The sequence below is a fragment of the Streptomyces sp. DvalAA-43 genome, assembly GCF_900091725.1.
Classification (GTDB): Bacteria; Actinomycetota; Actinomycetes; order Streptomycetales; family Streptomycetaceae; genus Streptomyces; species Streptomyces pulveraceus.
Genome location: NZ_FMBW01000086.1, coordinates 29,990 through 53,746 on the forward strand (window position 1 = coordinate 29,990; position 23,757 = coordinate 53,746).

At 73.2% G+C, this 23,757-nt stretch carries 22 protein-coding genes; 9 read left to right on the top strand and 13 right to left on the bottom strand.

The window, feature by feature from the left end; all coding sequences use genetic code 11:
- Position 1 precedes the first annotated feature (1 nt).
- From GA0115234_RS34720 to GA0115234_RS43955, 7 genes are all read left to right on the top strand, one after another.
- A complete protein-coding gene (locus GA0115234_RS34720) occupies positions 2-805 on the top strand; it encodes a CIS tube protein (protein WP_093549689.1) in 804 nt (267 codons plus the stop codon).
- Positions 805-2,772, top strand: coding sequence for a VgrG-related protein (locus tag GA0115234_RS34725; RefSeq protein ID WP_093549691.1), 1,968 nt, complete (start codon positions 805-807; stop codon positions 2,770-2,772). The genes GA0115234_RS34720 and GA0115234_RS34725 overlap by 1 nt, the downstream gene beginning before the upstream one ends.
- A gap of 36 nt (positions 2,773-2,808) precedes the next feature.
- A complete protein-coding gene (locus GA0115234_RS34730; RefSeq protein ID WP_093549693.1) occupies positions 2,809-3,102 on the top strand; it encodes a PAAR domain-containing protein in 294 nt (97 codons plus the stop codon).
- A 6-nt stretch (positions 3,103-3,108) separates the two neighbouring features.
- Positions 3,109-3,522 carry a GPW/gp25 family protein gene (locus tag GA0115234_RS34735; RefSeq protein WP_093549695.1) on the top strand — a complete coding sequence of 138 codons (414 nt, stop codon included), beginning with the start codon at positions 3,109-3,111 and terminating at the stop codon, positions 3,520-3,522.
- Positions 3,519-5,477, top strand: coding sequence for a putative baseplate assembly protein (locus GA0115234_RS34740; protein ID WP_093549697.1), 1,959 nt, complete (start codon positions 3,519-3,521; stop codon positions 5,475-5,477). The genes GA0115234_RS34735 and GA0115234_RS34740 overlap by 4 nt, the downstream gene beginning before the upstream one ends.
- 5 nt (positions 5,478-5,482) lie before the next feature.
- Positions 5,483-6,016, top strand: coding sequence for a phage tail protein (locus tag GA0115234_RS34745; protein WP_093549699.1), 534 nt, complete (start codon positions 5,483-5,485; stop codon positions 6,014-6,016).
- A 143-nt stretch (positions 6,017-6,159) separates the two neighbouring features.
- Entirely contained in the window at positions 6,160-7,095 is a 936-nt protein-coding gene (locus GA0115234_RS43955; protein WP_237541983.1) for a discoidin domain-containing protein, read from the top strand.
- A 6-nt stretch (positions 7,096-7,101) separates the two neighbouring features.
- Here the strand turns inward: GA0115234_RS43955 and GA0115234_RS34755 are convergent, their stop codons facing one another.
- The 13 genes from GA0115234_RS34755 to GA0115234_RS34815 form a co-directional block, all read right to left on the bottom strand.
- Positions 7,102-8,448, bottom strand: coding sequence for a diaminopimelate decarboxylase (locus tag GA0115234_RS34755; protein ID WP_093549733.1), 1,347 nt, complete (start codon positions 8,446-8,448; stop codon positions 7,102-7,104).
- A 148-nt stretch (positions 8,449-8,596) separates the two neighbouring features.
- Positions 8,597-10,378, bottom strand: coding sequence for a helix-turn-helix domain-containing protein (locus GA0115234_RS34760; RefSeq protein ID WP_093549701.1), 1,782 nt, complete (start codon positions 10,376-10,378; stop codon positions 8,597-8,599).
- A 24-nt stretch (positions 10,379-10,402) separates the two neighbouring features.
- The gene (locus tag GA0115234_RS34765) at positions 10,403-11,638 is read right to left on the bottom strand and encodes a cytochrome P450 (protein ID WP_093549703.1); all 1,236 of its coding nucleotides are present in this window, start codon (positions 11,636-11,638) and stop codon (positions 10,403-10,405) included.
- Positions 11,639-11,660: 22 nt separating this feature from the next.
- Positions 11,661-13,055 carry an NAD(P)/FAD-dependent oxidoreductase gene (locus GA0115234_RS34770; RefSeq protein WP_093549705.1) on the bottom strand — a complete coding sequence of 465 codons (1,395 nt, stop codon included), beginning with the start codon at positions 13,053-13,055 and terminating at the stop codon, positions 11,661-11,663.
- Positions 13,045-13,281 carry a ferredoxin gene (locus tag GA0115234_RS34775; protein WP_093549707.1) on the bottom strand — a complete coding sequence of 79 codons (237 nt, stop codon included), beginning with the start codon at positions 13,279-13,281 and terminating at the stop codon, positions 13,045-13,047. The genes GA0115234_RS34770 and GA0115234_RS34775 overlap by 11 nt, the downstream gene beginning before the upstream one ends.
- Positions 13,282-13,421: 140 nt before the next feature.
- Positions 13,422-14,684 (bottom strand): mannosyltransferase family protein, encoded by a 1,263-nt coding sequence (locus tag GA0115234_RS34780; RefSeq protein ID WP_370804691.1) that lies wholly within the window; start codon positions 14,682-14,684, stop codon positions 13,422-13,424.
- A gap of 120 nt (positions 14,685-14,804) precedes the next feature.
- Entirely contained in the window at positions 14,805-15,215 is a 411-nt protein-coding gene (locus GA0115234_RS34785; protein ID WP_093549709.1) for a hypothetical protein, read from the bottom strand.
- A complete protein-coding gene (locus GA0115234_RS34790) occupies positions 15,208-15,705 on the bottom strand; it encodes a SigE family RNA polymerase sigma factor (RefSeq protein WP_237541984.1) in 498 nt (165 codons plus the stop codon). The genes GA0115234_RS34785 and GA0115234_RS34790 overlap by 8 nt, the downstream gene beginning before the upstream one ends.
- A gap of 136 nt (positions 15,706-15,841) precedes the next feature.
- The gene (locus GA0115234_RS34795) at positions 15,842-16,753 is read right to left on the bottom strand and encodes a hypothetical protein (RefSeq protein ID WP_202554496.1); all 912 of its coding nucleotides are present in this window, start codon (positions 16,751-16,753) and stop codon (positions 15,842-15,844) included.
- A complete protein-coding gene (locus GA0115234_RS34800; RefSeq protein WP_093549713.1) occupies positions 16,750-18,795 on the bottom strand; it encodes a hypothetical protein in 2,046 nt (681 codons plus the stop codon). The genes GA0115234_RS34795 and GA0115234_RS34800 overlap by 4 nt, the downstream gene beginning before the upstream one ends.
- The gene (locus GA0115234_RS34805) at positions 18,792-19,706 is read right to left on the bottom strand and encodes a hypothetical protein (protein WP_093549715.1); all 915 of its coding nucleotides are present in this window, start codon (positions 19,704-19,706) and stop codon (positions 18,792-18,794) included. Before GA0115234_RS34805 ends, GA0115234_RS34800 begins: the two co-directional genes overlap by 4 nt.
- Positions 19,707-19,877: 171 nt before the next feature.
- Complete coding sequence (locus GA0115234_RS34810; protein ID WP_343335966.1) at positions 19,878-20,597, bottom strand: Crp/Fnr family transcriptional regulator; 720 nt, start codon at positions 20,595-20,597, stop codon at positions 19,878-19,880.
- Positions 20,598-20,772: 175 nt separating this feature from the next.
- On the bottom strand, positions 20,773-21,666 hold the full coding sequence (locus GA0115234_RS34815) for a phosphorothioated DNA-binding restriction endonuclease (protein WP_093549719.1): 894 nt from the start codon (positions 21,664-21,666) through the stop codon (positions 20,773-20,775).
- Between the two features lie 374 nt (positions 21,667-22,040).
- On the opposite strand from GA0115234_RS34815, the gene GA0115234_RS34820 reads away from it, so the two are divergent.
- The gene (locus GA0115234_RS34820) at positions 22,041-22,982 is read left to right on the top strand and encodes an ABC transporter ATP-binding protein (RefSeq protein WP_093549721.1); all 942 of its coding nucleotides are present in this window, start codon (positions 22,041-22,043) and stop codon (positions 22,980-22,982) included.
- Entirely contained in the window at positions 22,979-23,743 is a 765-nt protein-coding gene (locus GA0115234_RS34825) for an ABC transporter permease (protein WP_093549723.1), read from the top strand. The genes GA0115234_RS34820 and GA0115234_RS34825 overlap by 4 nt, the downstream gene beginning before the upstream one ends.
- The last annotated feature ends 14 nt before the right edge of the window (positions 23,744-23,757 follow it).

Consider the following 23,757-nt stretch of genomic DNA (forward strand, 5'->3'; position numbering starts at 1 on the left):
CGTGAGCGGTGCGGGTCCCATCGCCTTCAGCGCCGCCGGTACGTCCGGGGCGTCGGCCGCGAAGGCGGGCAGGGGAGGTTCGGCCAGGCCCAAGCTGGAGCACGCCTATCTGGAGCTGCGGACCCCGCCGACCGGCGGCGGCCTCACCCCCGGCGGCCCGTGCGGGCGGATCGACTTCCAGTTCAACCCCAAGGAGCTGAGCCTCACCAAGGCCGCTTCCTGGAAGCGGAGCCCGGCCAAGGGCGCGAAGAGCTCCGGGCCGCCGGAGTACCAGGGCTCGCAGCCCAGCAAGCTCACCGTGGAGATGTTCTTCGACGCCAGCGACACCCAGGACACCCGGGTGGTGACCTCGGTGGAGCAGCTCTTCGCGTGCTGCGTGCCGACCAACGAGACCCGCCAGCAGCAGCGCTCCTCGCCGCCGTGGGTGGTCTTCCACTGGGGCGGGCTGACCGGGTTCCCCGGCTATGTCAGCCAAGTGCAGGCGAAATACACCCTGTTCACCACCTCGGGCGTGCCGATCCGGGCCGTCTGCCAGGTGACCATGGAGGAGATCAGCGGCGACACCCCGGGCCAGAACCCGACCTCGGGCGCCCTCGCGGCCCGTCGGGTGCACCGGCTGGACGCCGGGGACTCGCTGCCCTCGCTGGCGCAGCGCGAGTACGGCGATCCGGCGGCCTGGCGGGTGATCGCGGAGGCGAACGGGATCGACGACCCGCTGCGGCTGGCCCCCGGACGGCAGCTGCTGCTCCCCGCGCTCGACGAGCTGAGCCGGCTCGAAGAGGGCCGGGACGGAGGGCGGTCCTGATGGCGCAGCCGGGCGTCGCGACGGCGCTGGTGGTGGAGTTCGGCGGCAGCCCGCTGCCGCCGAAGTTCGTGAACACCCTGGTCGAGGGGTACGTCGACGACAGCCGGACGCTGCCCGACCTGTTCCTGCTGCGCTTCCGCGACCCGGACCGGGTGCTGCTGGAGCAGACCGGGCTGAAGATCGGCAGCGAGGCCAGGCTGCTGGCCCGCGCGGGCGGGGACTCGGCACCGAAACCGCTGCTCAAGGGGGTCGTCACCGCCCTGGAGGTGGAGCTCGACGAGACCGGCACCTTCACCGTCGTACGCGGGCTCGACGAGTCGCACCGGCTGTTCCGTGGCCGCAGGGTGGCCAGCTACCAGAACATGACGCTCGCCGACATCTGCGCCCAGGTCGCCCAGCGCGCCGGACTGAAGCCGGGCACGGTCGACGTGGCCGGGCCGGTGCTCGAACACATCGCCCAGCCCAACGTCACGGACTGGGAGTTCATCCGGGACCTGGCCGAGGAGGCGGGCGCCCAGGCGTATGTGCTCGACGGACAGCTGCACATCACCCGGCCGTCCGAGGCGAGCGGCGCACCGGACGGTTCGGCGCGGGCCGACCGCCATCCGCTGGTCCTGGAGATGGGCAGCAATCTGCTGCGCTGCCGGGCCGGGGTGTCCTCCGCCGAACAGGTCTCCGAGGTCGAGGTGCGCGGCTGGGACGTCAAGGCCAAGCAGCCGCTGATCGGACGGGCCCCCGCCGGGAAGTCGGCGACGCTGGAGCTGGGGGTGAGCGCGGCCGAGGTGTCCGCCCCGTTCGGCGAGGCGCGCTTCGTGGTCACGGACGCGGCGTACGGGGCGCAGGCGCAGGTGGACCAGGCGGCGAAGGCCCTGGCCGAGCGGATCGCCGGGTCGTTCGCGGAGCTGGAGGCGGTGATCCGGGGGAACCCGGAGGTGCGGGCCGGGAGCGCGGTGGCGCTCAACGCGGTGGGGGCGCCGTTCGAGGGCCGGTACACGGTCACGTCGTCGCGGCATGTCTTCGACCCGGTGCGCGGCTACGAGACCTGGCTGACCGTCTCGGGCCAGCAGGAGCGTTCGCTGTTCGGGCTGACCGGCGGAGGGCCGGGTTCCGGCGGCTCCGGCGCGGGGGGCGGGGGCGCGTCGCGCTGCGCGGGGCTGGTCAGCGGGACGGTCACGGACACCCACGACCCGGAGGGCTCGGGCCGGGTCAAGGTGCGGTTCCCCTGGCTGTCGGACGAGTACGCGAGCGACTGGGCGCGTACGGCGCAGTCGGGCGGGACGAGCGGGGGCGAGGCTTTCATCCCCGAGGTCGGCGACGAGGTGCTGGTCGGGTTCGAGCACGGGCACCTGGACCGTCCGTACGTACTCGCCGGGCTCTACAACGGGAAGGACCGGCCGTCCCAGGGCAGTGGTGGCGGTGGCGGGAACGGTGGTGGGCCGGCCGGAGCCGTGACCGGCGCATCGTCCGCCGGGGGAGCCGCCCCGGAGCCCGCCGCCCCCGGCGGCTCGCTGGTCGACCCGACCAGCGGGGCCGTCAACCGGCGCTCGGTCGCCTCCAAGAGCGGCAACCAGCTGGAGATCCTGGACGGCGCCAACGGCCCGCAGGGCGTACGTCTGCTCACCGGCGACGGAAAGCTGAAGATCGATCTCGACCGCAAGGGCACCGTGATCGTGATCAACAGCGACGGCAGCGTGAATATCGAGGCCAAGCAGCAGGTGTCCATCAAGGCGGACCGCGGGGTCGCGCTGGACGGCGGCCAGGGAGCCCTCGAACTGCGCGGCGACAGCGTCACGTTGACGTCCCGCGGCGGAGTCAGCGTCGACGGCGGGAACGGCGAGGTCAAGCTCTCCACCGGCGGCACGGTGAACGTCCGGGGTGCCCAGGTCGCGGTCGACGGAACACAGCGCACCGACATCAAGAGCGGCGGTTCCCTGGCCGTCAACGCACCCATGGTGAAGATCAATTGACCGCGCGGACGCGCCGATCGAGAGGAACGGGCTCCCATGCCAGCAGTCGCGGCGGCAGCCGCACGGGTCGGCGACCCCACCGGACACCCCGGCACGGTCGGGCCACCCGGCGTCCCGACCGTGCTGATCGGCGGGCTCCCCGCCGCCACGGTCGGCACCCCGCACCTGTGTGCCTTTCCGCCGCCCGCGGTGCACGCCCCGTCCGTGATCGTCCCGCCCGGCAGCACCACGGTGCTGATCGGCGGGCGGCCCGCCGCACGCGTCGGGGACCGGTCCGCCTGCGGCGCGCCGATCGTGTCCGGGTGCCCGACGGTGCTGATCGGAGGCTGAGCGGCCATGGGTCAGGAGTTCATCGGCGCGGGCTGGGCCTTCCCGCCGCGCACCGACGCCACCGGTTCCATCGCCCTGGTGCGCGGGGAGCACGAGCTGGAGGAGTCCATCCGGCTGGTCCTGGCGACGTCACCGGGCGAACGCCCGATGCGGCCGGAGTTCGGCTGCGCCATCAACGACTACGTGTTCGCCCCGGCGGACGCGGGCACGGCCGGGCAGCTCGCGTACGAGGTGCGCCTCGCGCTGGACCGGTGGGAGCCCCGGATCGAGGTCACCGAGGTCGTCGTCCGGTTCGACCAGGTGGACGACGGGGTCCTGTACATCGACATCGGCTACACCGTCCGGGGCGCCAACGACCCCCGGAACCTGGTCTTTCCGTTCTATGTGATCCCGCAGCACGAGGAGGTGGACGGCGCGTGACGCTGCCCAGCCCGCATCTGGACGACCGCCGTTTCCAGGGCCTGGTCGACGAGGCGAAACGGCTCGTCCAGCAGCGCTGCCCCGAGTGGACCGACCACAATGTGTCGGACCCGGGCGTGACCCTCATCGAGGCCTTCGCGACCATGGTCGACCAGCTGGTCTACCGGGTGAACCGGGTCCCGGAGAAGAGCTATCTGACCTTCCTCGACCTGATCGGGGTCCGGCTCCACCCGCCCACGGCCGCGCACACCGATGTGACGTTCCGGCTCTCCGCACCGCAGCCCGGACCCGTGCGGGTGCGGGCCGGGACGGAGGTCGCGACCGTCCGTACGGAGACCGAGGAAGCGGTGGTCTTCACGACCGTCGGCGAACTGTCCATCGTCCCCTGCGAGTTCGCCCACCTCGCCACCTGGCCGACTGCCGGGGACGCCGTCGACCGCTCCGAGGAACTCGCGCTCGGCCGGTCCGTCCCCTGCTTCGGCGCCACGCCCGCGCCCGGCGACGCCCTCTATCTGGGCCTGTCCGCGGCCGTCCCCTCGGGAGTCGTCGCGCTGCGGCTCGACTGCTCGGTCGAGGGCGTCGGCGTGGACCCGCTGCGGCCGCCGCTGGTCTGGGAGGCGTGGGACGGCAGCGCCTGGACGGCCTGCGAGATCGAGAAGGACGACACCGGCGGCTTCAACCGGTCCGGCGAACTGATCCTGCACCTGCCCGAGGGCCACACGCCCGCCGTCGTCGTACGCCGGACCGGCGGCTGGCTGCGCTGCCGTCTGGTGGAGGCCGCCCCGGGGCAGCCCACCTACATGGCGCCCCCGGTGGTCCGCCGGATCACCGCGTTCACGATCGGCGCGACCGTCGGGGCGGTGCACGCCGAGACCGTGACCGACGAGGTGCTCGGCCCGGCCGAGGGCGTACCCGGCCAGACCTTCACGCTGAGCCGGCCGCCGGTCGTCCCCGGCGACTTCGTCGTCGAGGTCGCGGATCCGGCGGGCGGCCCGGACGGCACGGAGTGGACCCGGGTCGACGACTTCGCGCACTCCGGCCCCGAGGACCGGCACATCACCCTCGACCCCAACTCGGGGCGGGTCGAATTCGGTCCGGCGGTACGGGAGCGGGACGGCTCCATCCGCTACTACGGGAAGGTGCCGCCGAAGGGCGCCGCCGTACGCGTGCGCTCGTACCGCACCGGCGGGGGGCTGCGCGGCAACGTCGCCCGCGCCACCCTCCAGGTGCTGCGCAGCGCCATCCCCTACGTGGCCCGGGTGGAGAACCGCCGCCCCGCGCTCGGCGGGGTCGACGGCGAGACGGTCGAGAGCGCGCGGGTGCGCGGCCCGATGACGCTGCGGACCCTGCACCGGGCCGTGGTGCCGCACGACTACGAACTGCTCGCCCGGGAGGTCGCGCCCGACGCGGCCCGGGTGCAGTGCATCCCGGCCGGCGGGGACCCGGACGTCGAGGCGGGCGGGGTGCGGCTGCTGGTCGTACCGGCCGGGCGCAGCGACGAGCAGGGCCGGATCCGGTTCGACGAGCTCGTCCCGCCGCAGCACACCCTCGCCCTGATCGCGGGCCATCTCGACGAACGCAGGCCCATCGGCGCCCGGTTGGTGGTCGAGCGGCCCTTCTACCAGGGGGTCACCGTGGTCGCCACGGTCCAGGCCCGCCGGGGCGTCGTGCTGGAGCGGGTGCGCGAGGAGGCGCTGACCGCCCTCTACAGCTACTTCAACCCGCTGAGCGGCGGACCGGGCCGCGACGGCTGGCCGTTCGGCCGGCCGATCCAGTCGGGCGAGGCGTTCGCCGTACTGCAACAGGTGCCGGGCGTCGACCTGGTGGAGGACGTACGCCTCTTCCCGGCCGACCCGGTGAACGGGCAGCGCGGCGAACCCACCACCAAGATCGCACTGGACCGGCACGCGCTGGTCTTCAGCTACGAGCACCAGCTCCGGGTACGGGAGGCCTGACCACCATGCGCACAGCCGTGACCGGGCTGCCGACACCGCACCCGCTGATCGAACAGCTCCCGGCGGTCTACCTGGAGCAGGACTTCCTGCGGCGGTTCCTCGCGGCGCTCGACGACGTACTCGCCCCGGTCCTGCTCTCCATCGACAACCTGCCCGCCCACCTCGACCCGCGCAGCGCGCCGGAGGACTTCCTGGCCTGGCTGGCCCAGTGGGTGGCCGTCGACACCCGCACGGACCACCCCGTCGCGCAGCGGCGCGCGACGGTGCGCGGCGCGGTCGAGCGGCACAGCCGGCGGGGCACCCGGCGCGGTCTGGCGGAGGCGGTGTTCCTGGAGACCGGGATCGAGCCGGACATCGTGGAGAGCGGCGGCACGGCCTGGTCGACGACACCGCGCACCCAGTTCCCGGGCGGCCCGCGCCCGTGGGTCACGGTCCGGGTCCGGGCCGCGCAGCCGTACCAGGTCGACCGGGTGCGGCTGGAGGAGCTGATCCGGACCGAGATCCCGGCGCATGTGGGCTTCGACCTGGAGGTCCTGTGATCTGCGGGGCGTGCGGCCAGAGCAACGCGCCGGGGACGCAGTTCTGTACGTCGTGCCGGGCGTTCCTGGAGTGGGAGTCACCGGAGAGCGGTACGCCGACGGCCCCTGAGGCCACCCCTCCTCCCGCACCACACCCTGCGCCTGTGCCGCGTCCCGCTCCCGCGCCTCAGCCGCAACGACCTCCTCAGCAGTCCCCCACCCCTCAGCCCCCCGTCGCCGCGACCGCCGCCCCGCGTCGCCCCGGCGACGAGGCGGCCACGCCGGTGCCGGGGCCCGAGGCGCTGCCCGACGTACCGCCCACTCCCGCGCACCCGCCCCCGGGCCCGGCACCCGCCCCGCCCGTCCGCTGCCCCAACTGCCGTACGGAGAACGACCCGGGCCGCACCCTGTGCGTGCGCTGCGCGCTGCTCCTGGACCCGGGCCCGCCGCCCGGGGTCCGGCCCCCCTGGTGGCGGCGGATCCTCCGGCGGCGCACGCGTCAGGCGCCCACCGCGGGTACCCGGCCGAAGCGGCGGCTGTGGCGCCGTCCCGGTCTGACGCTGCCGATCCTGCTGATCGTGCTGGCGTGCGGGGTCTGGTTCGCGCTTCCGCACCTGTCCGGCTGGTTCGGCTTCGCCAAGGACGAGACCGGGACGCCGGAGGCGGTGCCGCCCACCCGGTTCCGGGCCTCCAGCAGGGCTCCGGGGCATCCGGCGGGCGAGGCGTTCGACGGCTTCAACAACCGTTACTGGGCGCCCTCGGCGGCCGGACCCGACACCGGGGTGGGCCAGTACCTGGAGTGCGACTTCGAGCAGCCGGTACGGGTGCTGAAGCTGGTCGTCTTCTCGGGCACCTCGACCAAGATGGACGAGTTCCTCACCCAGGCCCGCCCGGCGCGGATCACCGTCGTACTCACCTCCGCCGACGGAACCAGCGCCACCAAGCAGCTGCGGGTCAAGGACCAGCCGGGCCAGCAGACCTTCGACCTGCGCGGATCGGAGGTCGTCAGGGCCCGGCTCACCACCGACACCACATACGGAGCGGGCCCCGGCCGCCGGCTCGCCGTCGCCGAGATCGAGTTCTTCGGCCGCAGATCCTGACCGGAGTCATCCCGTGCGCAGCGCCACCAGGTTGTCGGCCTGTGCGAGGCCGCTCTCCTCGACGACCTCGCGCACGCTCTGCGCCTCGCGGACCAGCGCGAACCGCACCTGCCCGTCGGCGCCGGTGCGGTAGCCGTACACGGCGGGCCGGGGCAGCGAGTTGTACGAGAAGTGCGAGGAGAAGTAGTACGCCCCGGTGTCGTACAGCGCCACCACGTCGCCGGGTTCGATGGCGGGGAGTTCGGCCGCGGTCGCCGTGAGGTCCCCGGCGAAACAGCAGGGCCCCGCGATGTCGACGACCTCGGCCGGGCCGTGCTTGGGGCGGCCCGCGGCGTCGAGGACGCCGACGCGCAGCGGCCAGGAGCCGGGCATGAACACGGTACGGGTGGCGACCTGGGCCCCCGCGTGCGTGACCGCGATCCGCCGCCCGCCCGCGGACTTGGTGTACTCGACGACCGTGCCGATCGTCCCGCTCTTGGCGAGCAGCGAGCGGCCGAACTCGGTGACGAGGGTGTAGCGGCCGTCGAAGAGGCCGGGTGCGGCGGCGCGGAGTCCGGCGACGTGGTCGGCGTACGTGGGGCGGTCGTCCTCGTCGGCGAAGTTGACGGGCAGGCCGCCGCCGATGTCGATCCCGGTGATCCGGGCGTGGCCGAGGCGCGTGTTGATCCGCTCGGCCAGCTCGTACGCGGCGCTGATGCCCTCGGCGATGAGCGGCAGCGGGCAGCCCTGGGAACCGACGTGCGCGTGCAGCCGGTTGAGCCAGGGGTGGCGCTCGAAGGCCTCGATCACCGCGTCGACGGCCCCCGGGTCGCGCAGTGCGACGCCGAACTTCGAGGTCGCGGTGGCGGTGCTCATCGCGCCGATGGCTCCGGCCCCCACCTGCGGGTTCACCCGGAGCCCGAGGGGCCCGGAGGCCTCCCGCCCGGCCAGCAGGCGGTCCACCCGGGCCAGCTCCTGGAAGTTGTCCAGGTTGATCGCGATGCCGTGGTCGAGGGCGGACTCCAGCTCCTCGACCGTCTTCGCGGGGCTGTCGAAGACCAGCCGGTCGTACGTGAACCCGGCCGCCAGCGCCTGTTCCAGCTCACCGGGCGAGGCCACCTCGCACCCCATCCCGGCGTCCGCGAGCAGCCGCAGTACCGGCACCAGACCGCACGCCTTGGCCGCGAACGTGTGCTGCACCGGGGCGGGCCCCGCGAAGGCCTCGTGCAGCGCGTCCACCGCGGCCAGCACCCCGTCCACGTCGAGGAGACCGACCACGGGTGCGTGCGGACCGAGCAGCCCGCCCTCGACGGCCTGCGCCAGCGCCGCCGTGCGGCGGTCACCGCGCTGCCGGGCCGCCGATTCCGAAGTCATGTTCACCATCACCACACCCCTCCGTCTGCCGTGCCGTCACGTCACGTCACGTCACGTACGGACAGCTTCGGCGCGCGGGGCCCGGCGCGTCTTCGACCGACACGACGACGCCTGCCCGATTCCTTTGCCGGACCGGACAACCGGGCGATCAGCCGAGCGGTGGGGCGGGAGGCGGACGGCGGGCCGCGAGCCGCAGCCCGATGTCCGCCAGGAGCCGTACGGCGGGGTCGGCCGGATCGACGCCGAACAGCTCCCGGGCCCGGCGCAGCCGGTACCGCAGGGTGTTGGGGTGCACATGGAGGTGCCGGGCGGCCGTGCCCATGTCGCAGGAGGCGTCCAGGTAGGCGGCGACCGACGCGCCGTACGCCGAACCGTGCGCCCGGTCGTGCTCCACCATCGCGTGCACCGGCCCCGACAGCGACCCCCACAGCGGCTCCACCCGGTCGAGCAGCCGGAGGACCGTCGTCTCGGGGACCACCTCGCCGTGTGCCGCCACCGCCGACACCACCTCGCCGGGCGGCCGCCGCGCGGCCCGCTCCCGCAGCACCCGTACCACCAGCTCGGCCGTCTCCCGCGAGGCGGGCAGCCCCGAAAGCCCGTCCGCCACCGGCCCGGCGCCCGCGAGGACCACGCTGCGGGGCACCGAGCGCGCGGTCGCCAGCAGGGGGCGGGCCGGATCGGTCTCACCGTCGCCGGCCGGGACCAGGACGTACAGCAGCCGCCCGGACCGCGCGGTCACACACCCCGGCCGGTACGCGGCGGCCTGGAGCGCGAGCACGTCCAGCACCCGCTGCCCGGCGGCCCCGGACGCCTCGTCAGCAGCGGAGCCCAGGCCGCCGTATGTCTCACCAGCACCAGCACCAGCACCAGCACCAGCACCAGCACCGGCACCAACACCGGCTTCCTGCCCGTCGTGCGCCCCGCCGCTACCGGCGCCCCGGCGGTCGTACGCCTCCGCGACCACCACCGCGTACGGCCGGTCCGCCGTGACCCCGGCCTCGGGCGCGGCCCGGACGTCGCCCTTCAGGAGCGCGTGCACCGCCCCTTCCCGCGCCCGCGCCGCCGCCCGGCCCCAGGTCTGGTGGTGGGAGAGATGGGGCACGGCGGCCCGCGCGGCCGTGCGCAGCGCGGCTGCGGCGTCCTCGGCGAGCGGCCGCCCGTCGGTGGCGGCCCAGAGGGACCCGAGCACCTCGGAACCGTGGCGCACCGCGATGGCCAGCCGCTCGGCGTACCGGGCGTCGGCGGGCAGCCGCACCACGCCGTCGGTGCTCCACAGCCTCTGGAAGAAGCCGCTCTCGCGGAGTTCGACGACCCGCCAGCGGGGGACCTCCTGCCCCAGGATCGTCAGCCGGCGCATCGGATCGGGTTCGTGGTCCAGCCGTGAATAGGCCAGCACCCGAGACTGCGGGTCCTCGATCGTGATGGCCCCGCCGACCAGGTCCGCCACCGTGTTGGCCAGCCCGGACAGATCGCCGAGCCGCAGCCCCGCCGCCGTGCCGCCCGCCCCGGCCGGGACGCTGTGCGCCAGGGCGGTCCGCAGCCGGCCGAGCACCTCCGTCCAGCCCTGCCCCGGCCGCCGGGTCAGCAGCGCCGTACGCCCCAGGCCCGCGGCCTCCACCAGCGCGGCCCGCGGCCCCCGGTCGCCCCGGCGCATCACCACGGCCGCGGCCCCGGCCCGGTCGGCGCCGCGCAGCACGTCGAGCGCCTCGGGCGAGGCGACCTCCACGCCGACCGCGAGCAGGATCAGCCCGGACACCGCCCAGGTGCCGTCGTCCCGCTCCTCGCCGGGGTCGTGCAGCACCACGTCGGCCACCGCCACACCGGTACCGCGCGGCGCCACGACGACATCGAGCATCCCGGGGGCGATCAGCCCGAGGATCTGCTCCAGCGAGGGTCCGGCGTCACGCCGGTCCGGTCCGTGCGTCGGCATCCACCCATCATCGTCGGACCACGGCTATGCGCGGAGCCCGTCGAACGCGACTTCCAGATGCCGGGGCCCGCGCAGCACGGCGTTCTGCCGGTACGGGGGCGGGTCCGCCACCAGCCGGGGGCCGTCGAGCCTGCGGGCGAGCGCGGTCAGGGCGAGCTGCGCCTCCAGCCGTGCCAGGGGCGCGCCGAAGCAGTTGTGGATGCCGCTGCCGAAGCCGAGGTGCTGGTTGTCCTTCCGGTCGGGGTCGAAGCGGTCGGGGTCGGGGAACCGTTTCGGGTCCCGGTTGCCGGAGGCCAGGACGAGCCAGACGGAGGCGCCCTTGGGGATGGTGGTGCCGGCGATGTCGATGTCGGCGAGGGTGGTGCGCTGCGGAAGCAGTTGTACCGGCGGCTCGAAGCGCAGGAGCTCCTCCACGAGCGGGACGGCCAACGCGGGGTCGTCGCGCAGCCGTTCCAGGACGTCGGGGTTGCGCAGCAGGGTGAGCGTCCCGTTGGTGATGAGGTTGACGGTGGTCTCGTGGCCGGCGATCAGGAGCAGGGCGGCGGTGCTGAGCACCTCCATCCGGGTCATCTGCCCGTCCGGGCCGTGCCCGGTGACCAGCTCGGAGAGCATGTCGTCGCCGGGCGCCGAGCCGCGTGCGTCGATGAGCCCGGAGAGGTACATCCCCAGTTCGGTCCGGGCCTGCTGGGTGACCCGGCGCCGCTCGCCGGGGTCCTGGTCCGGGTCCGGGTCGAGGCCGGCGGCGATGGTGTCGGCCCAGGAGTGGAAGCGCGACTCGTCCTCGCGCGGAACGCCCAGCAGCCGGCAGATCACGGTGACGGGGAAGGGGTACGAGAAGTCGTCGACGATGTCGACCTGCTTCCGGTCCCCGAAGCCGTCGATGAGGTCGGCGACGATGCGGGTCAGCTCGCCGCGCATGTCGTGCACCCGCCGGGGTGTTTCGGGCGGCCCGAACGGGCGCATCGTCATGCGGCGCAGGCGGTCGTGCTCGGGCGGGTCCAGCCGCAGGAAGGCGGGCGGCAGGGGAGAGGCCTCCTCCTCCTGGAGGAGGGTGCCCGCGGCACCGGGGGAGAGGTTGCGGGCGTCCGAGCTGATCCTCGGATCGTGCAGCAGACTCTTGATCTCCCAGTACGTGCTGACGACGAACAGTTCGTCCCCCTCCTGGCGCACCGGTTTCTTGCGGAGCTCGGTGTACAGCGGGTACGGGTCGGCGCGGTTGTCGTAGTCGATGATCTGCCGCAGGAGCGTGTCTCGCGTCATGGTGGCGGTCCTTGCTGGGGGATCAGACCCGGGCGGGGGTGAAGGTGATCCGCTGGTCGGTCGGCGAGTAGCCGCTGACGGTGACGGACGGGCCGTGGGTGGGCAGCGAGGGGTCCGGGAAGTCGGCCGGGACCGGCTGGAGACCTTCGGCGCGGCGGTCCACCGAGGAGTAGTCCGGAGGGAACGGAGCGGCCGATTCGATCTGCCGCTGGTAGAACTCCAGCCACTTCGTCTGGTCGAAGGAGACCGCGGCGATGACCCGGCCCTGGTATCCGTACACGCCGGTGAAGCGGTGCTCGGCGAGCGAGCCCTGGGCGACGATGACCTCCTCGCCCAGGGACGGGACGCCGACCGACTTGATGTTGACCCCGAACTGGGCGGACCAGAAGGCCGGCACCCACAGATGCGGGCGGCGCTCGGAGCTGCTGCTGATCATGTTGTGGGCGGCGGTCGCGGCCTGCGCGACGGCGTTGCCCCAGTGCTCCAGGGAGAGGAACTGGTACCCGAAGAGCGCGTGCGGGGACCGTGCGACATCACCGGCGACGAAGACGTCGTCGGTCACGATGCCCCGGACGTCGAAGGCCCGGCAGCCCGCGTCGCAGGCGATTCCGCGCGGACCGGCGCCCAGCCCGGATCCGGCCAGCCACTCGGTGTTCCGGGTCGCGCCGAGCGAGACGACGGCGACGTCCACGTCGAGGGCGGTGCCGTCGGACAGATGGGCGCGCCGCAGCCGCCCCGCCGGGTCGCCCTCAAGACCGGTGACCATGATCCCGCAGCGCAGGTCCACCCCGTGCTCGCGCTGGAGCTCCGCGGCCACCTGGCCGATCACCCCGCCGAGCGCGCCCACCAGGGGCGCCGCCCCCCGTTCGGCGACGGTCACCGACAGCCCGCGCTCGCGGCAGGCCGAGGCGATCTCCGAACCGGTGAAGCCCGCGCCGATGACGAGCACCCGGTGGGGCGACGCGGCCAGCCGCCGCTGCAACCGGGCCGCGTCGTCCCGGGTGCGCAGCACGAAGACCCCGTCCAGCTCGGCCTCCGCCGGATGCGGCCACGGCCGGGCCCGTACCCCGGTCGCGATCAGCAGCCGGTCGTACTCCACCTCGTCCCCGTCGGCCAGCCGCACCCGCCGGGCCGCCATGTCCAGCCCGGCGGCGGCGACCCCGAGCCGCCACTCCGCGTCGAGCCCGTGCCGCCGGGGCAGCCCGGTGCGGTCGGCGGAGGCGTGGCCCAGCAGCACCTGCTTGGAGAGCGGCGGACGGTCGTACGGCTCATGGGGCTCGTCGCCGATCAGCGTGAGCGAACCGGTGAAGCCCTCCTCGCGCAGGGTCTCCGCGGCCCGGAGACCGGCCAGCGAGGCGCCGACGATCACGATCCGCCCCTCGCGCCTCAGCCGTTCCAGAGCACCGTCACCGGACACCGGAAAGCCCCCCTTCCGCCGGGGCCGGTGCGTCGTCCGGGTCCTCCACGCGGATGGCCTGCACCGGACACGCGGTGGCGGCACGCATCACCTGCTCGCGCTGCGCCTCGTCGGCGTGCGGGTTGTACAGCAGCGATTCCTCGCCGTGCATGGCGAAGACATCCGGGGCCAGGAACGCGCACTGCGCGTACCCCTGACACCGGTTGAGATCGACGACAAGCCTCATCAAGGGGCCGCCCTTCCAGTAGTAACCCCCGCCCCAGCGTGCGAGGGCCGTGCCGGAACCGCGAGCACAGACGGACCGATGGAGTTATCGACGGGCGGACCGACGGACCGATCCACTGACCGGCCTCCGGCTCCGGGGCCTCAGCCGGCCCAGCGTCCGGAGAGGAAGGTGACGGCGAAGACGGCCATCAGGGGTGCCACGACGGCGAGATACGCGGTCTTGACGCGGGGACTTCGCAGGCTCCAGGCGGCGAGCCCGGTCCACAGCGGCCACCACAGGAGGGTCGCGCGGGGAATGGAGGTGTACCAGTACGAGGTGCCCAGCGCCCACAGGCTGAGGGCGATGTACGCGGCCTCCGCCCAGCGCCGCCGCCACAGCAGCAGGCCGCACAGGACGACACCGACCAGCATGGTGAGCAGTTCGGCCTGGCACATCAGGGCGTACCCGGTGGCCTGCGAGTGGCCGAACGCGGCGTGCCAGGTGTTCGCCCAGGCTTCCCAGGGGGCGTGGAAGTCGCGGTACCAGCCGCGTTCCTCGGCGTGCTTCCAGGCCATCCAGTCGGCGGTGTGCGCGTGCAGGTACCAGCTGTGGAGGAACGGCGGCAGGGCGGGCAGCGCGAGCCAGGGCACCCGGCGCCAATGGGCGGCGGTGCGCGCGGTCACCAGGAAGTGGACCCCGATCGCCGCCGCGAGGAAGAGGCCGCTGACCCGGACGGTGGTGGCCAGACACGTCAGTACGGCCGCGAGCCGCCAGTCGAGGCGCTGGGCGGCCAGCCAGGCGGGCAGGGCCAGGGCGAGGAAGAGCGCCTCGGTGTAGCCCGCGGCCAGGAAGACCGCGCAGGGAGAGACCAGGAAGAACAGGACCGCGCGCTGCCCGGCGTGGGCGTGCGGCAGGTGCAGCCGGGCGATACGGGCCAGGGCCAGTACGGCGACACCGCCGGCGACCAGGGAGATCAGTAGCCCGGCAGCCGCCCAGCTCGGCACGACGGTGTGCACGGCCCGCAGCAGGAACGGGAAGCCGGGGAAGAAGGCCTCCCGGTTGTCCCAGCCGGCCGTCCAGGGGCCGGTCCCGTCCGGGAAGTAGCCCTGCTGGGCTATGTGCAGGTAGTGCCACCAGTCCCACCGCTCCCACGACGAGAGCGACCGGGCGGCGTAGTGGCTCCCCTTGTCGTCGGGGAACATCCAGCGGGTGCAGTAGGCGGTGGTCCAGAGGCCCACCCGGGTCAGCAGATAGAGCCAGAGCACCTCGCGATCGGCGGACCGGATCCGCAGCCGGAGCCGGTCGAAGGCCGTCGCACCCGTCTCCGCGCCCTGCTCCGCGCTCGTCTCCGCGCCCTGCGACGGGGCGTCGCGGGGCGCGCCGGGAACGGTGTCGGCCCGTACGGACCGATGCCCGCGCGGCAGTTGGCGGGTGGAAAGGCTCACAGCGCAATCTCCTGGGTCGGTTCAGCGCACATCGAACGACCTGGCCGGGCGCACGGGGAGGCAGCCGGGCGGCCGGGGGCCGATGGTCGGGCAGGGGGGTCAGGACGGCGGGAAGGTGGCGCTCCGGGTGGGCGTGCCCGGTGATGTCGTCCACGTCGACGGGTCGTCGCTGGGCGAGTTCGACGGCGGCGGGCTCGTCCGCGGCGAGGAGGGCGAGAAGGACGAGGAACTCGGCGAGGTCGGGGACGGGGAGAGCCGGGGCGAGGGAGCGGGCGAGGGCGTGTCGGCGGGGACGGTCGTGCCCGTGCTGTCCGGCACCAGCGACGCCACGGCCGCGCCCGCACCCGAGAAGACCAGACAGGCCCCCACGGCCAGCGCCAGGATCCGGCGCCTGCGCACCCGTTCCCCGCGCTCGGCGATGAACGACGGCGGAGCCGAGCGCGCGCGGGACTGCCCGGCGGCAGCGGCTTCCTTGAACAGGGACCTCAGTGGGTCGTGGGATTCAGACACAGGGCCCCTCCTCGGTACGCGGATCCTGCAGACGGTGGGAGAGCGTGGCCCGGCCCCGGGCCAGATGCGTCTTGACGGTGCTGGCCGCCAGACCGGTCTCCGCGGCGATCTGTTCGACGGTCAGATCGCAGACGTAGTGCAGGGCCAGCGTGCGCCGCTGCTTGGGCGGCAGTTCCCGCAGCGCCTCCACCAGGGCCACCGACTCCGGCCCCGGCGCCTCCGCATGGGGCGGGGCACCACTGCGCTGCCAGGCCTCCGCCGTACGCCGCCGCCCCCGCCACCGGCTCACCGCCAGCCGCCAGGCGACCGTACGGATCCAGGCCTCGGGCTGCCCGTCACGATCGAGCTGACGCCGCCGGCTCCAGCCCTTGATGAAAGCTTCCTGCACCACGTCCTGCGCCTCGTGCTGGTCGCCGAGCATCACAAACAGCTGCCCGGTCAGCCGGGCAGCCGTCTGCGCGTAGAACTCTTCGAACTCCTCGACGGTCAACAAAAAACTCCTGGATCTCCTCGGTCTCACCCGGCATACGCCCGGCGCCCCGCATCCGGACGACACCGGACCCGAAGAAACCGGGTGACGGTGATCACAGGCCCTCCCGGCCACGGGCATACACGAGGAAGAGGTATCAAACCTCCTGATCCCCGTACGGGCCGGTACCGCCCCCCGCACTGCCGGTGTCGCCGATCCGGCGCAGCACCTCGTCGCCCTGCGGGACTCCCACGTCGCTGAGGACCCGTGCCATGTTGGCGCCGACGAAGCTCCGGTCCTCCGGTGTCAGCGACTTGAGCGCCGCCGCGAGGCCGTGCTCCCAGTCGTCGCGGTCGGCGAGGAGGCCGCGGTGGGTCACCGTCCAGTCGAGCACGTCCTTCGCCTCCTCCGGACGGTGCAGCAGCCAGAGGGCCGCCAGGCCGACCGGACCGCCCGCGACGACCTCCCGGTAGAAGCGGTACGCCTCGCGGTGGACATCGCCGAAGCCTGCCGGGAGCGCCGGTCCCGCGCCGACGCCGGAGGCGGGAAGCAGCGCGGCCGGCGGGTCCAGGAACCAGTAGGTGAGACCGGAGCCGTCGATCACCCGCGGGCGGCTGGGCGGCTCCACCTCGGTCGTACCGAAGTGGGGCGGTGGTGCCCGCAACGGGTCGGGGACACCGGGCAGGGTGGCGTTCTCGTCGATGTGCCGGAGGATCAGGTCCCGGGCGCCTTGCTCGGTGAGCCGGTCCCGGGCCGCGACGACCGGGTTGCTGACCTTCCAGACGACTCCGTAGCGGGCGGGTGCTTTCGGCGGGCGGCGCGGGATGTCGACCGAGAGCCGCCGCTCCGCGAGCGAGACCCACACGATGTCGAAGAACGCCTCCTCGCGCACCTCGCGCCGGGTGGGCCACGGATAGCCCCAGTAGTCGCCTTCCCGGGGCGGCACCATCGCGTCCTGCCCGTCGTCCGCGAGGAACACCAGGGCCCGGCCCTCGGGGGCACCGAACCGGAGACGGAACAACTGCCAGGCCGCCGAGGAGTCCAGCGGCGAGATGAGCGGGCCGGTCATGAGGCGAGCCTTTCCGTCGGGGCCGTACGGGCCCGGTGGTGACGCAGGACGAAACGGCGGACGCCGCGGTGGTGCTGGGCCGTCGCGGCGAGAGCGGCGAGGAAGCGCGGGAAGGCGGTCCGCCGCCGCAGCTCCGGATCGCCGTCGATCAGGAGCAGGCCCGCCGCCACCGATTCATGGGTGGCGGGGTCGTCCAGGCCCGCGGCGACGAGGCCGCGGGCCCGCTCCGGATGTTCCGCGAGCACCTCGGCGAGCCGCACCCGCCGTACGCCCGGGGCGTTGGGCGCGGGGAAGGAACCCCGGCTCATCGATTCGACGGCGTGGACGGCCAGACCATGACGGGGCGTCCCGGGAGAGGCGCCCTGCCACTCCCGCAGGAGGTCGAGGACCCGGGCGTGGTTGGTGTCCTCGGAGAGGAGGGCGCTGAGGGCGAAGGACACCGCGGTGCGCAACGGGCCCTCCAGCTTCTCGCCCGGTCTGCCGAGCGTGGTGTCCAGGAGCCTCAGCGCGGCGGCGGGGCGGGCCAGTCCGTAGCTGCCCCCGCAGGTCTCGGCCACGGTGCAGCGGAGCGCGACGGGCGCGGCCCCGCTCCACTGCCGCAACTGCTCCCGTACCGCTCCGGTGAGGGCGGGGTGCTGGACCATCTCGCCGAGCGCGTTGGCCACCAGGCGGCGGCGCCAGCGCTTGTCCGACGCGGCGAAGGGGTGCAGCTGGCGCAGGGTGTCCGGCCCGGTCGAGTGGGCCAGCACCTTCCCGATCGCCACGCCCGCCGCCAGTTCGACGCCGGGGTGGTGGGGGGCCTCGTCCAGGCTCTTCCACAGCAGTTCCGCCATGCCCTCGTACTCCAGCCAGAGCGACCGGAGCAGGGCGTCCGACCGGTGCCGTCCGGAGAAGACGACCGGCTGGACCGGATAGCGCGGCGCCGCTCCGTACCGGGTCGGCAGCAGGCGCGCGCCGACCGCCGCCAGCCGGTCCTCGAAGGCGGGCCCGAGCACGTCGCACCGGCCCGCCGCCCCCTCGGCGGTCCCGGCTCCCCCGGCCGGGCCGCCGCGGCCGTCGACATGGGGGCGCAGGATCGCGCCGAACCGCTCGACGACCGTCCGGTCCTGTCCCGGCAGCAGTGAGATCGCCGCCATCAGCGAGACCAGATCCGCCCGGTCGCGTGCCTGCACGAGCGCCTCACGGGCCGCCGCGGGGCTGCCGGTCCGCAGGTCGTCCAGTACGGACGCGGCGGACTTCCCCGCCACGACGAGGTCGCGCAGCCCCTCCGCCACCGCGACGGCGTCCCCCGGCAGCGGGTGGGCGTCCAGATGACCGGTGAAGTCCGGCTGGGCGAGGTGCCGGAGCGCCTCGGCCTCCTGACCTGCGGTGAGTTCCCCCGTATCGGCCATGGTGCGCAGGTGTTTCCTCGCCACCTCGGCCGGCGGCGGTGGGCGGTGCGTGACCTGCCGGGTCGCCGTGGCGCCGGGCAGCGGGATCTCCCTCCGTACGGTGACGACCAGATGGGCGCCGGTGCCGCGCAGCCCGGAGACCAGCGAGGTGAGCCCGACCTCGTCGAGCGAGGCGGCGGCCGCCGGGGACAGGCCCTGGAGCAGATAGCCGCGCCGCTCCTTGGGGCGCCACCGCGACAGGTCGTCGGGCGAGTCCAGGCCGGTGATGCCGTCGGCCCCGTACCGCTCCTCCAGCAGCGCGAACGCGGCCGTGCCCGCCCCCGTACCGCTCGCGGTCCGCAGTACCAGGAGGTGGCCGTCCAGCACCTTCCGGCACCGGGCGTGGGTCGGCGGCTCGACGAACCCGCGCAGGCGGGCGTGCACATCGTCCGCGGGGTAGGGGCCCTCCCGCAGCCGGGGTTTGCGGATGAGATTGCTGACCTCCTCGTCGGAGGCGCCGAAGAACACGTTGGTGTCGCCCGCGATTCCGCCCATGACCGCGAAGCCCTGGCCCACCCGCTGCTGGTTGTCGCGGTAGGAGTCCCCGGGGCCCGGAGCGCCTTCGGGGCCCTCGCCGTCCCCTCCGGGAGGGGCGCCTTCGGCGGCGCTCACCGGTGGTCCCCGGCGTCGCCGACCCGCTTGTCGCCCGCCACGTTGTCGCCGCCGCCCCAGTGCTGGTTGGTGCCGTGGTACGTGGTGGATTCGCCGGTGTACGTGAGGTCCCGCCCGACGTTCCCCATCACGGCGGCGCCCTTGCCCACGTGCTGTGTGTTGCCCTGGTAGTGCGTGCCGGACCCCGTCGCCGGGTCCTGCTCCCGCTCGGCGGGGGCGTCGTCCGGCGCCTCGGGTTCCTCGCGCGGCCGCACACCGGCCTGCAACAGGTTCCCGGACGGCGACGGGACGTACAGCCATGCCCGCTGCGAGAAGTTCTTCCCCTCCACGGTGGCCGGGACCTCCACACAGCGGTCGGGGTGCAGTCCGGTGTACGCGCCCAGCACGACGTCCTCGTAGACGCGCTGGGAGATGACCGCCGCCAGGTGGGTGACCTGCTCGCTCGACGCGGTCAGGATGGCCTTGACCGGGCGGGAGTCCAGCAGCCGGTGCGTGTCGTTGCGGGCGGTGCCGTTGCCGTCACCGGCACCGTCCCCGTCCGGCAGCGGGCCGACATGGACACTGGCCCGGAGCCGGATGCGGGGGCCCACGCACTGCCTGTTGTACGCGCCGAGGGTGTCGTCCAGCACGCCGAGGAAGGGCCAGAGGACATGGGGCAGCAGGGCCGGATCGAAGCCGAAGACCACGCCGTCCCCGGTGTTGGCCGGAAACCGCTTGGAGTCGCGCAGCGCGGAGAGCCCGGCCCGCTCCAGCGCCTGGTCGACGAGCTCGGGGATCAACTGGCTCACCGGACCGTGCTGCACGGCGGGCAGCCCGGTGAAGTCCTTGGCGTCCACGGCGAACAGGGCACGGTAGGGCGGCAGCGGACGGCTGACGGCGTACGGGGCGGGAACGGGACTGGAACCGGACATGCGTGATCTCCTCGCGGACGGTGGAACGGATGCGGACACGGACACGGATGCAGATGCGGATACGTATCCGCTGCCCCGGTGACCGGCTGATCCGAGGTTCCGCCGGTTCCGCCCGCCGGACTGCCCAGCGCAGGGCAGTTCACGGGTGTCCCACGTCACAGCACGCGCGTGCTACCGGCCCGGTGGCGGCGGGAAGGACGACGCGGGCATGGCTCCCGGCCCGGTCATCGCCCAGTCGCGCAGCGCCCGCATGTCCTTGATGACGATCGTCCTGCGGGCCGTCTCCACCGCCCCGGACTCGCGCAGCCGCCGCAGTCCGGTGATGACCGCGTTACGGGTCACCCCGGTCGCCTGGGCGATCTCCTCCTGGCTCAGGCCGGTCAGCCGTACGACCTCCGACTCGCCTCCGGGCGAGGTGAGTTCGACCAGCCGCAGCAGCGCCCGCGCCAGCCGGGCGACCAGCGGAAGGGTCAGCAGTTCGGTGCGGTGCGCGTCGGATTCCCGCAGCCGGGAGAAGGCCTGGCGCATCAGGTCCAGGATGAGCCCGCGCTGTTCGATGAACCGGCGGAACCGCTCCGCCTCCAGCACGACGGCCGTGCACGGGGTGAGCGCGACCACCTCCGCCGTGCGCGGGGTGCCGTGGAAGACGGACACCTCGCCCAGCAGGTCGCCCGGCCCCCGGAAGGCCAGCCAGGTCACGACTCCGCCCGGCTCCCGGCACACGACCTTGGCGAGCCCCTCGGTGAGGGCGAGCAGATGTGTCCCCGCGGACCCCTGCCGCAGCATCACGCTGCGTTCACGAAAGGTGCGGGTCGCCCCCTGGCCCCGTAACTCGCGCCACGTCTCGTCCGACAGCACCCGTCGCCTTTCCCCCTGCCGTGCACCCGGCACGCGGCCCCGCCCCGTACGCGCCCTCCAGAGCCTCTCCCGCTCGCACGAGTTCTACGCCGCCCGGCCCGCTTCCACCGCGAGTCGGCCGACCTTGTCCGAGAACGGCCGCCTCCGGAGCAGGCACGCCCGCGGCCGGGCGGTCACGTCACCTCACGTCACCTCACGTCATGTCACGTCATGTCACGGCGACGGGGCGCGGGGCGCCGCGGAAGACCTGCTCGGTGTGCCAGGAACGGTGGTGCGCGGCGATCGGGCTCGTGCCCGGCCGGGGCCCGGTCAGGGGGCGGCCCGCCAGCGCCGTCACATGCTGCCGGGCCGCCGGGCTGTGCCCGACGAACTTCTGGGAGACCAGGATGCGGTGGCCTTCGCCGACGCCGAGGACACCCCGGTCGAACAGCTTGTGGTGCAGCGCGCACAGGCACAGCCCGTTGTCGAGGTCGTCCGGGCCGTCCAACGCCCACCAGCGCACATGGGCGGCCTCCAGCCCGACCGGCATCGCACCGATCCTCCCGTCGTAGCCGCAGAAGGCGCACCGGTACTCGTAGGCGGTCAGCACCATCTCCCGCATCCGCCGGTCCCGTTGCCGCCGCGGCCCGGCCGGGATCGTCGGGGACTCCACCGCGGGCTCCAGACCCACGGCCTCGCACAACTCCCCATGCAGCGACGGCGGGAAGTGCTGATCGAGCAGCACTCGGGCAATCCGGCCGAGCAGCACCGGATCACGGCGCAGTGCCGCCCGCAGCTCCGGCGCCAACCGCCCCGCCGCGCCCGTCGCACGCAACTCCAGCACCCCGGTACCGGGACTGCCGGCCCCGCGATCGGTGCGTACGTCCCACACCCCGTCACTGACCAGATGGTGGAAGGGATAGGCGGGCGTGGTCCTGTTGGCCGGCCCGTACTCCGCCAGCAGCCGCTTCAGGTCCTCCTCCACCGCGCTGTACCGCAAGGCGCCGTCGGCATCCTCCTGGAACCGGCCGAGGGCGTACAGGAACAGCAGGGGCTTGTGCGGGGCCCGTATCCCGTTCCCGGTCCATTGCCTCAGCTTCGCAGCGCGTTCGAGCCAGTCCATGACCGGCGATCGTAGCGGCATCGCGGCCCGGTCGAAGGCGACGGAAAAGAAATGAAGGAATGAGGGGGAGGTATTCTCCGGCGTGCGAAATCTGGATGGGTCGTCCGGGCTGAGCAATAAAAGCCAACCAGATCACCAAGAGATGGTCAAGGGCCCGCTAGGCGAAAACGGTCTCCACCCCTCAAATCTGGCGATGATGGCACCACATGTCAGGCACCAGAGGTTAAAGTGATTCTAAAGAGAGGAAGCCATCAAGGCAATCCCGGGTGGCCCCGCAGGAGATTATTCGGAGGAATTGAATCCGCTTTCCGTGTGGGATGTGAACGTGCCAGTATCGATTTCACCTCTCCATCCCCCACTTCGAGGAAGGACAGATGGCGGCGGAAAACAGTCACATCCATGCCCAGGACGTCTGGCGCCGATACGGAACGGGCAAGAAGACCTTCGATGCCGTACGCGGTGTCAGCTTCACCGTCCGGCCCGGCGAGCTCTTCGCGCTCCTCGGCACCAATGGCGCCGGCAAGACCTCGACCGTGGAGATGCTGGAAGGGCTCGCCGCTCCCCATCGGGGCGGCGTCCGCCTGTTCGGCACCCTCGACCCGGTGGCCGACCGGGCCCGGATACGCCCACGGACCGGCGCGATGCTCCAGGAGGGCGGATTCATCTCCCACCTGACCGCCCAGGAGACCGTCGGGATGTGGGCGGGGCTCACCACCCGGCCCCGCCCCGTCGCGCAGGCACTGGATCGCGCCGGGCTGTCCCACCGCGCCGCGGTGATGGTGCGGAACCTGTCGGGGGGCGAGCGGCGGCGCCTGGACCTGGCCATCGCCACGCTCTCGCACCCCGATGTCCTCTTCCTTGACGAACCCACCGCGGGCATGGACGTCGAAGGGCGCCACGCCACCTGGCAGTTGATACGCGAACTCCAGGGGCGGGGCACGACGATCCTGCTCACGACGCACTACCTGGAAGAGGCCGAATCCCTCGCCGACCAGCTGGCGATCATGCACCGTGGACGGATAGCGGCGTCGGGCTCCGTCCCGGACATCGTCGCCGGTCACCCGTCCACACTGTCGTTCGGCCTGCCGGAGCAGTGGACTGCCGGTGATCTGCCCGTCGGCGGGACGGTGGCGGAACGTGACGGCCGGGTGACCGTGACGACCGGCGAACTCCAGAAGGACGCCGCCCGCCTCCTCGCCTGGGCCGAGAGCCACGATGTGGCCCTCGCCCGGTTCACCGCGCGACCGGCGTCACTCGAAGAAGCCTTCATCGCCGTCGCCGGCCGCGACGGCGGACGGCGGGAGGAGGGTGCATGAACAGCCCGACCACGCAGCACATGAAGACCCTGTTCCGCATCGAGTGGACGCTGTTCCACCGGATCAAGTCCAACTACGTCTTCGTGGTGCTGGTCCCGGCGATGCTCCTCTTCACGATGAGGTCCGTGCAGAAGCAGCTGCCCCTTCGCGAACACGGCATCGAAGCCGGCCCGTTGATGGTGTCGACCGCCACCGGCGTGCTGCTGATCTTCTCCCTCTACTCGTCCGTCACCGGTCTGTACGTGGCGCGCAGGGAGGAACTCGTCCTCAAGCGCCTGCGCACGGGCGAAGTGGCCGACCCGGTGATCCTGGCCGGCGGCGCGTCCATGTACGTCGCGATCTGTGTGACCCAGATCGTCGTCGTGGCGGCGGTGCTGTCGGTGATGTTCGGCGTGATGCCCCGGCAACCGCTCGCGGCCGCCGCGGGACTCCTCACCGGCATCGCCCTGATGACGGCGATGGCGGCCACCACGGCCGCCCTGTGCCGGACCGTCGAGTCCGTGCTCGTCGCCACGCTCCCGGCGATCTTCGTCCTGCCGATGATCTCCGGCGTCTACATCCCCCGCGAGGTGCTGCCGGACGCGCTCGGCGAGGCACTGCTGTTCGCGCCGCTGTCCTCCACGATCGACCTGATGAGATCGGGCTGGACCGGCGAACTGACAGCCCCCGAAACCCTGACCAGAACCGCACTGGCCACCGCGTGGACAGCCCTGTTCGCCTGGACGGCAACCCGCAGATTCCGCTGGGAGCCCCGCACCTGAACCTCCCGACCCTC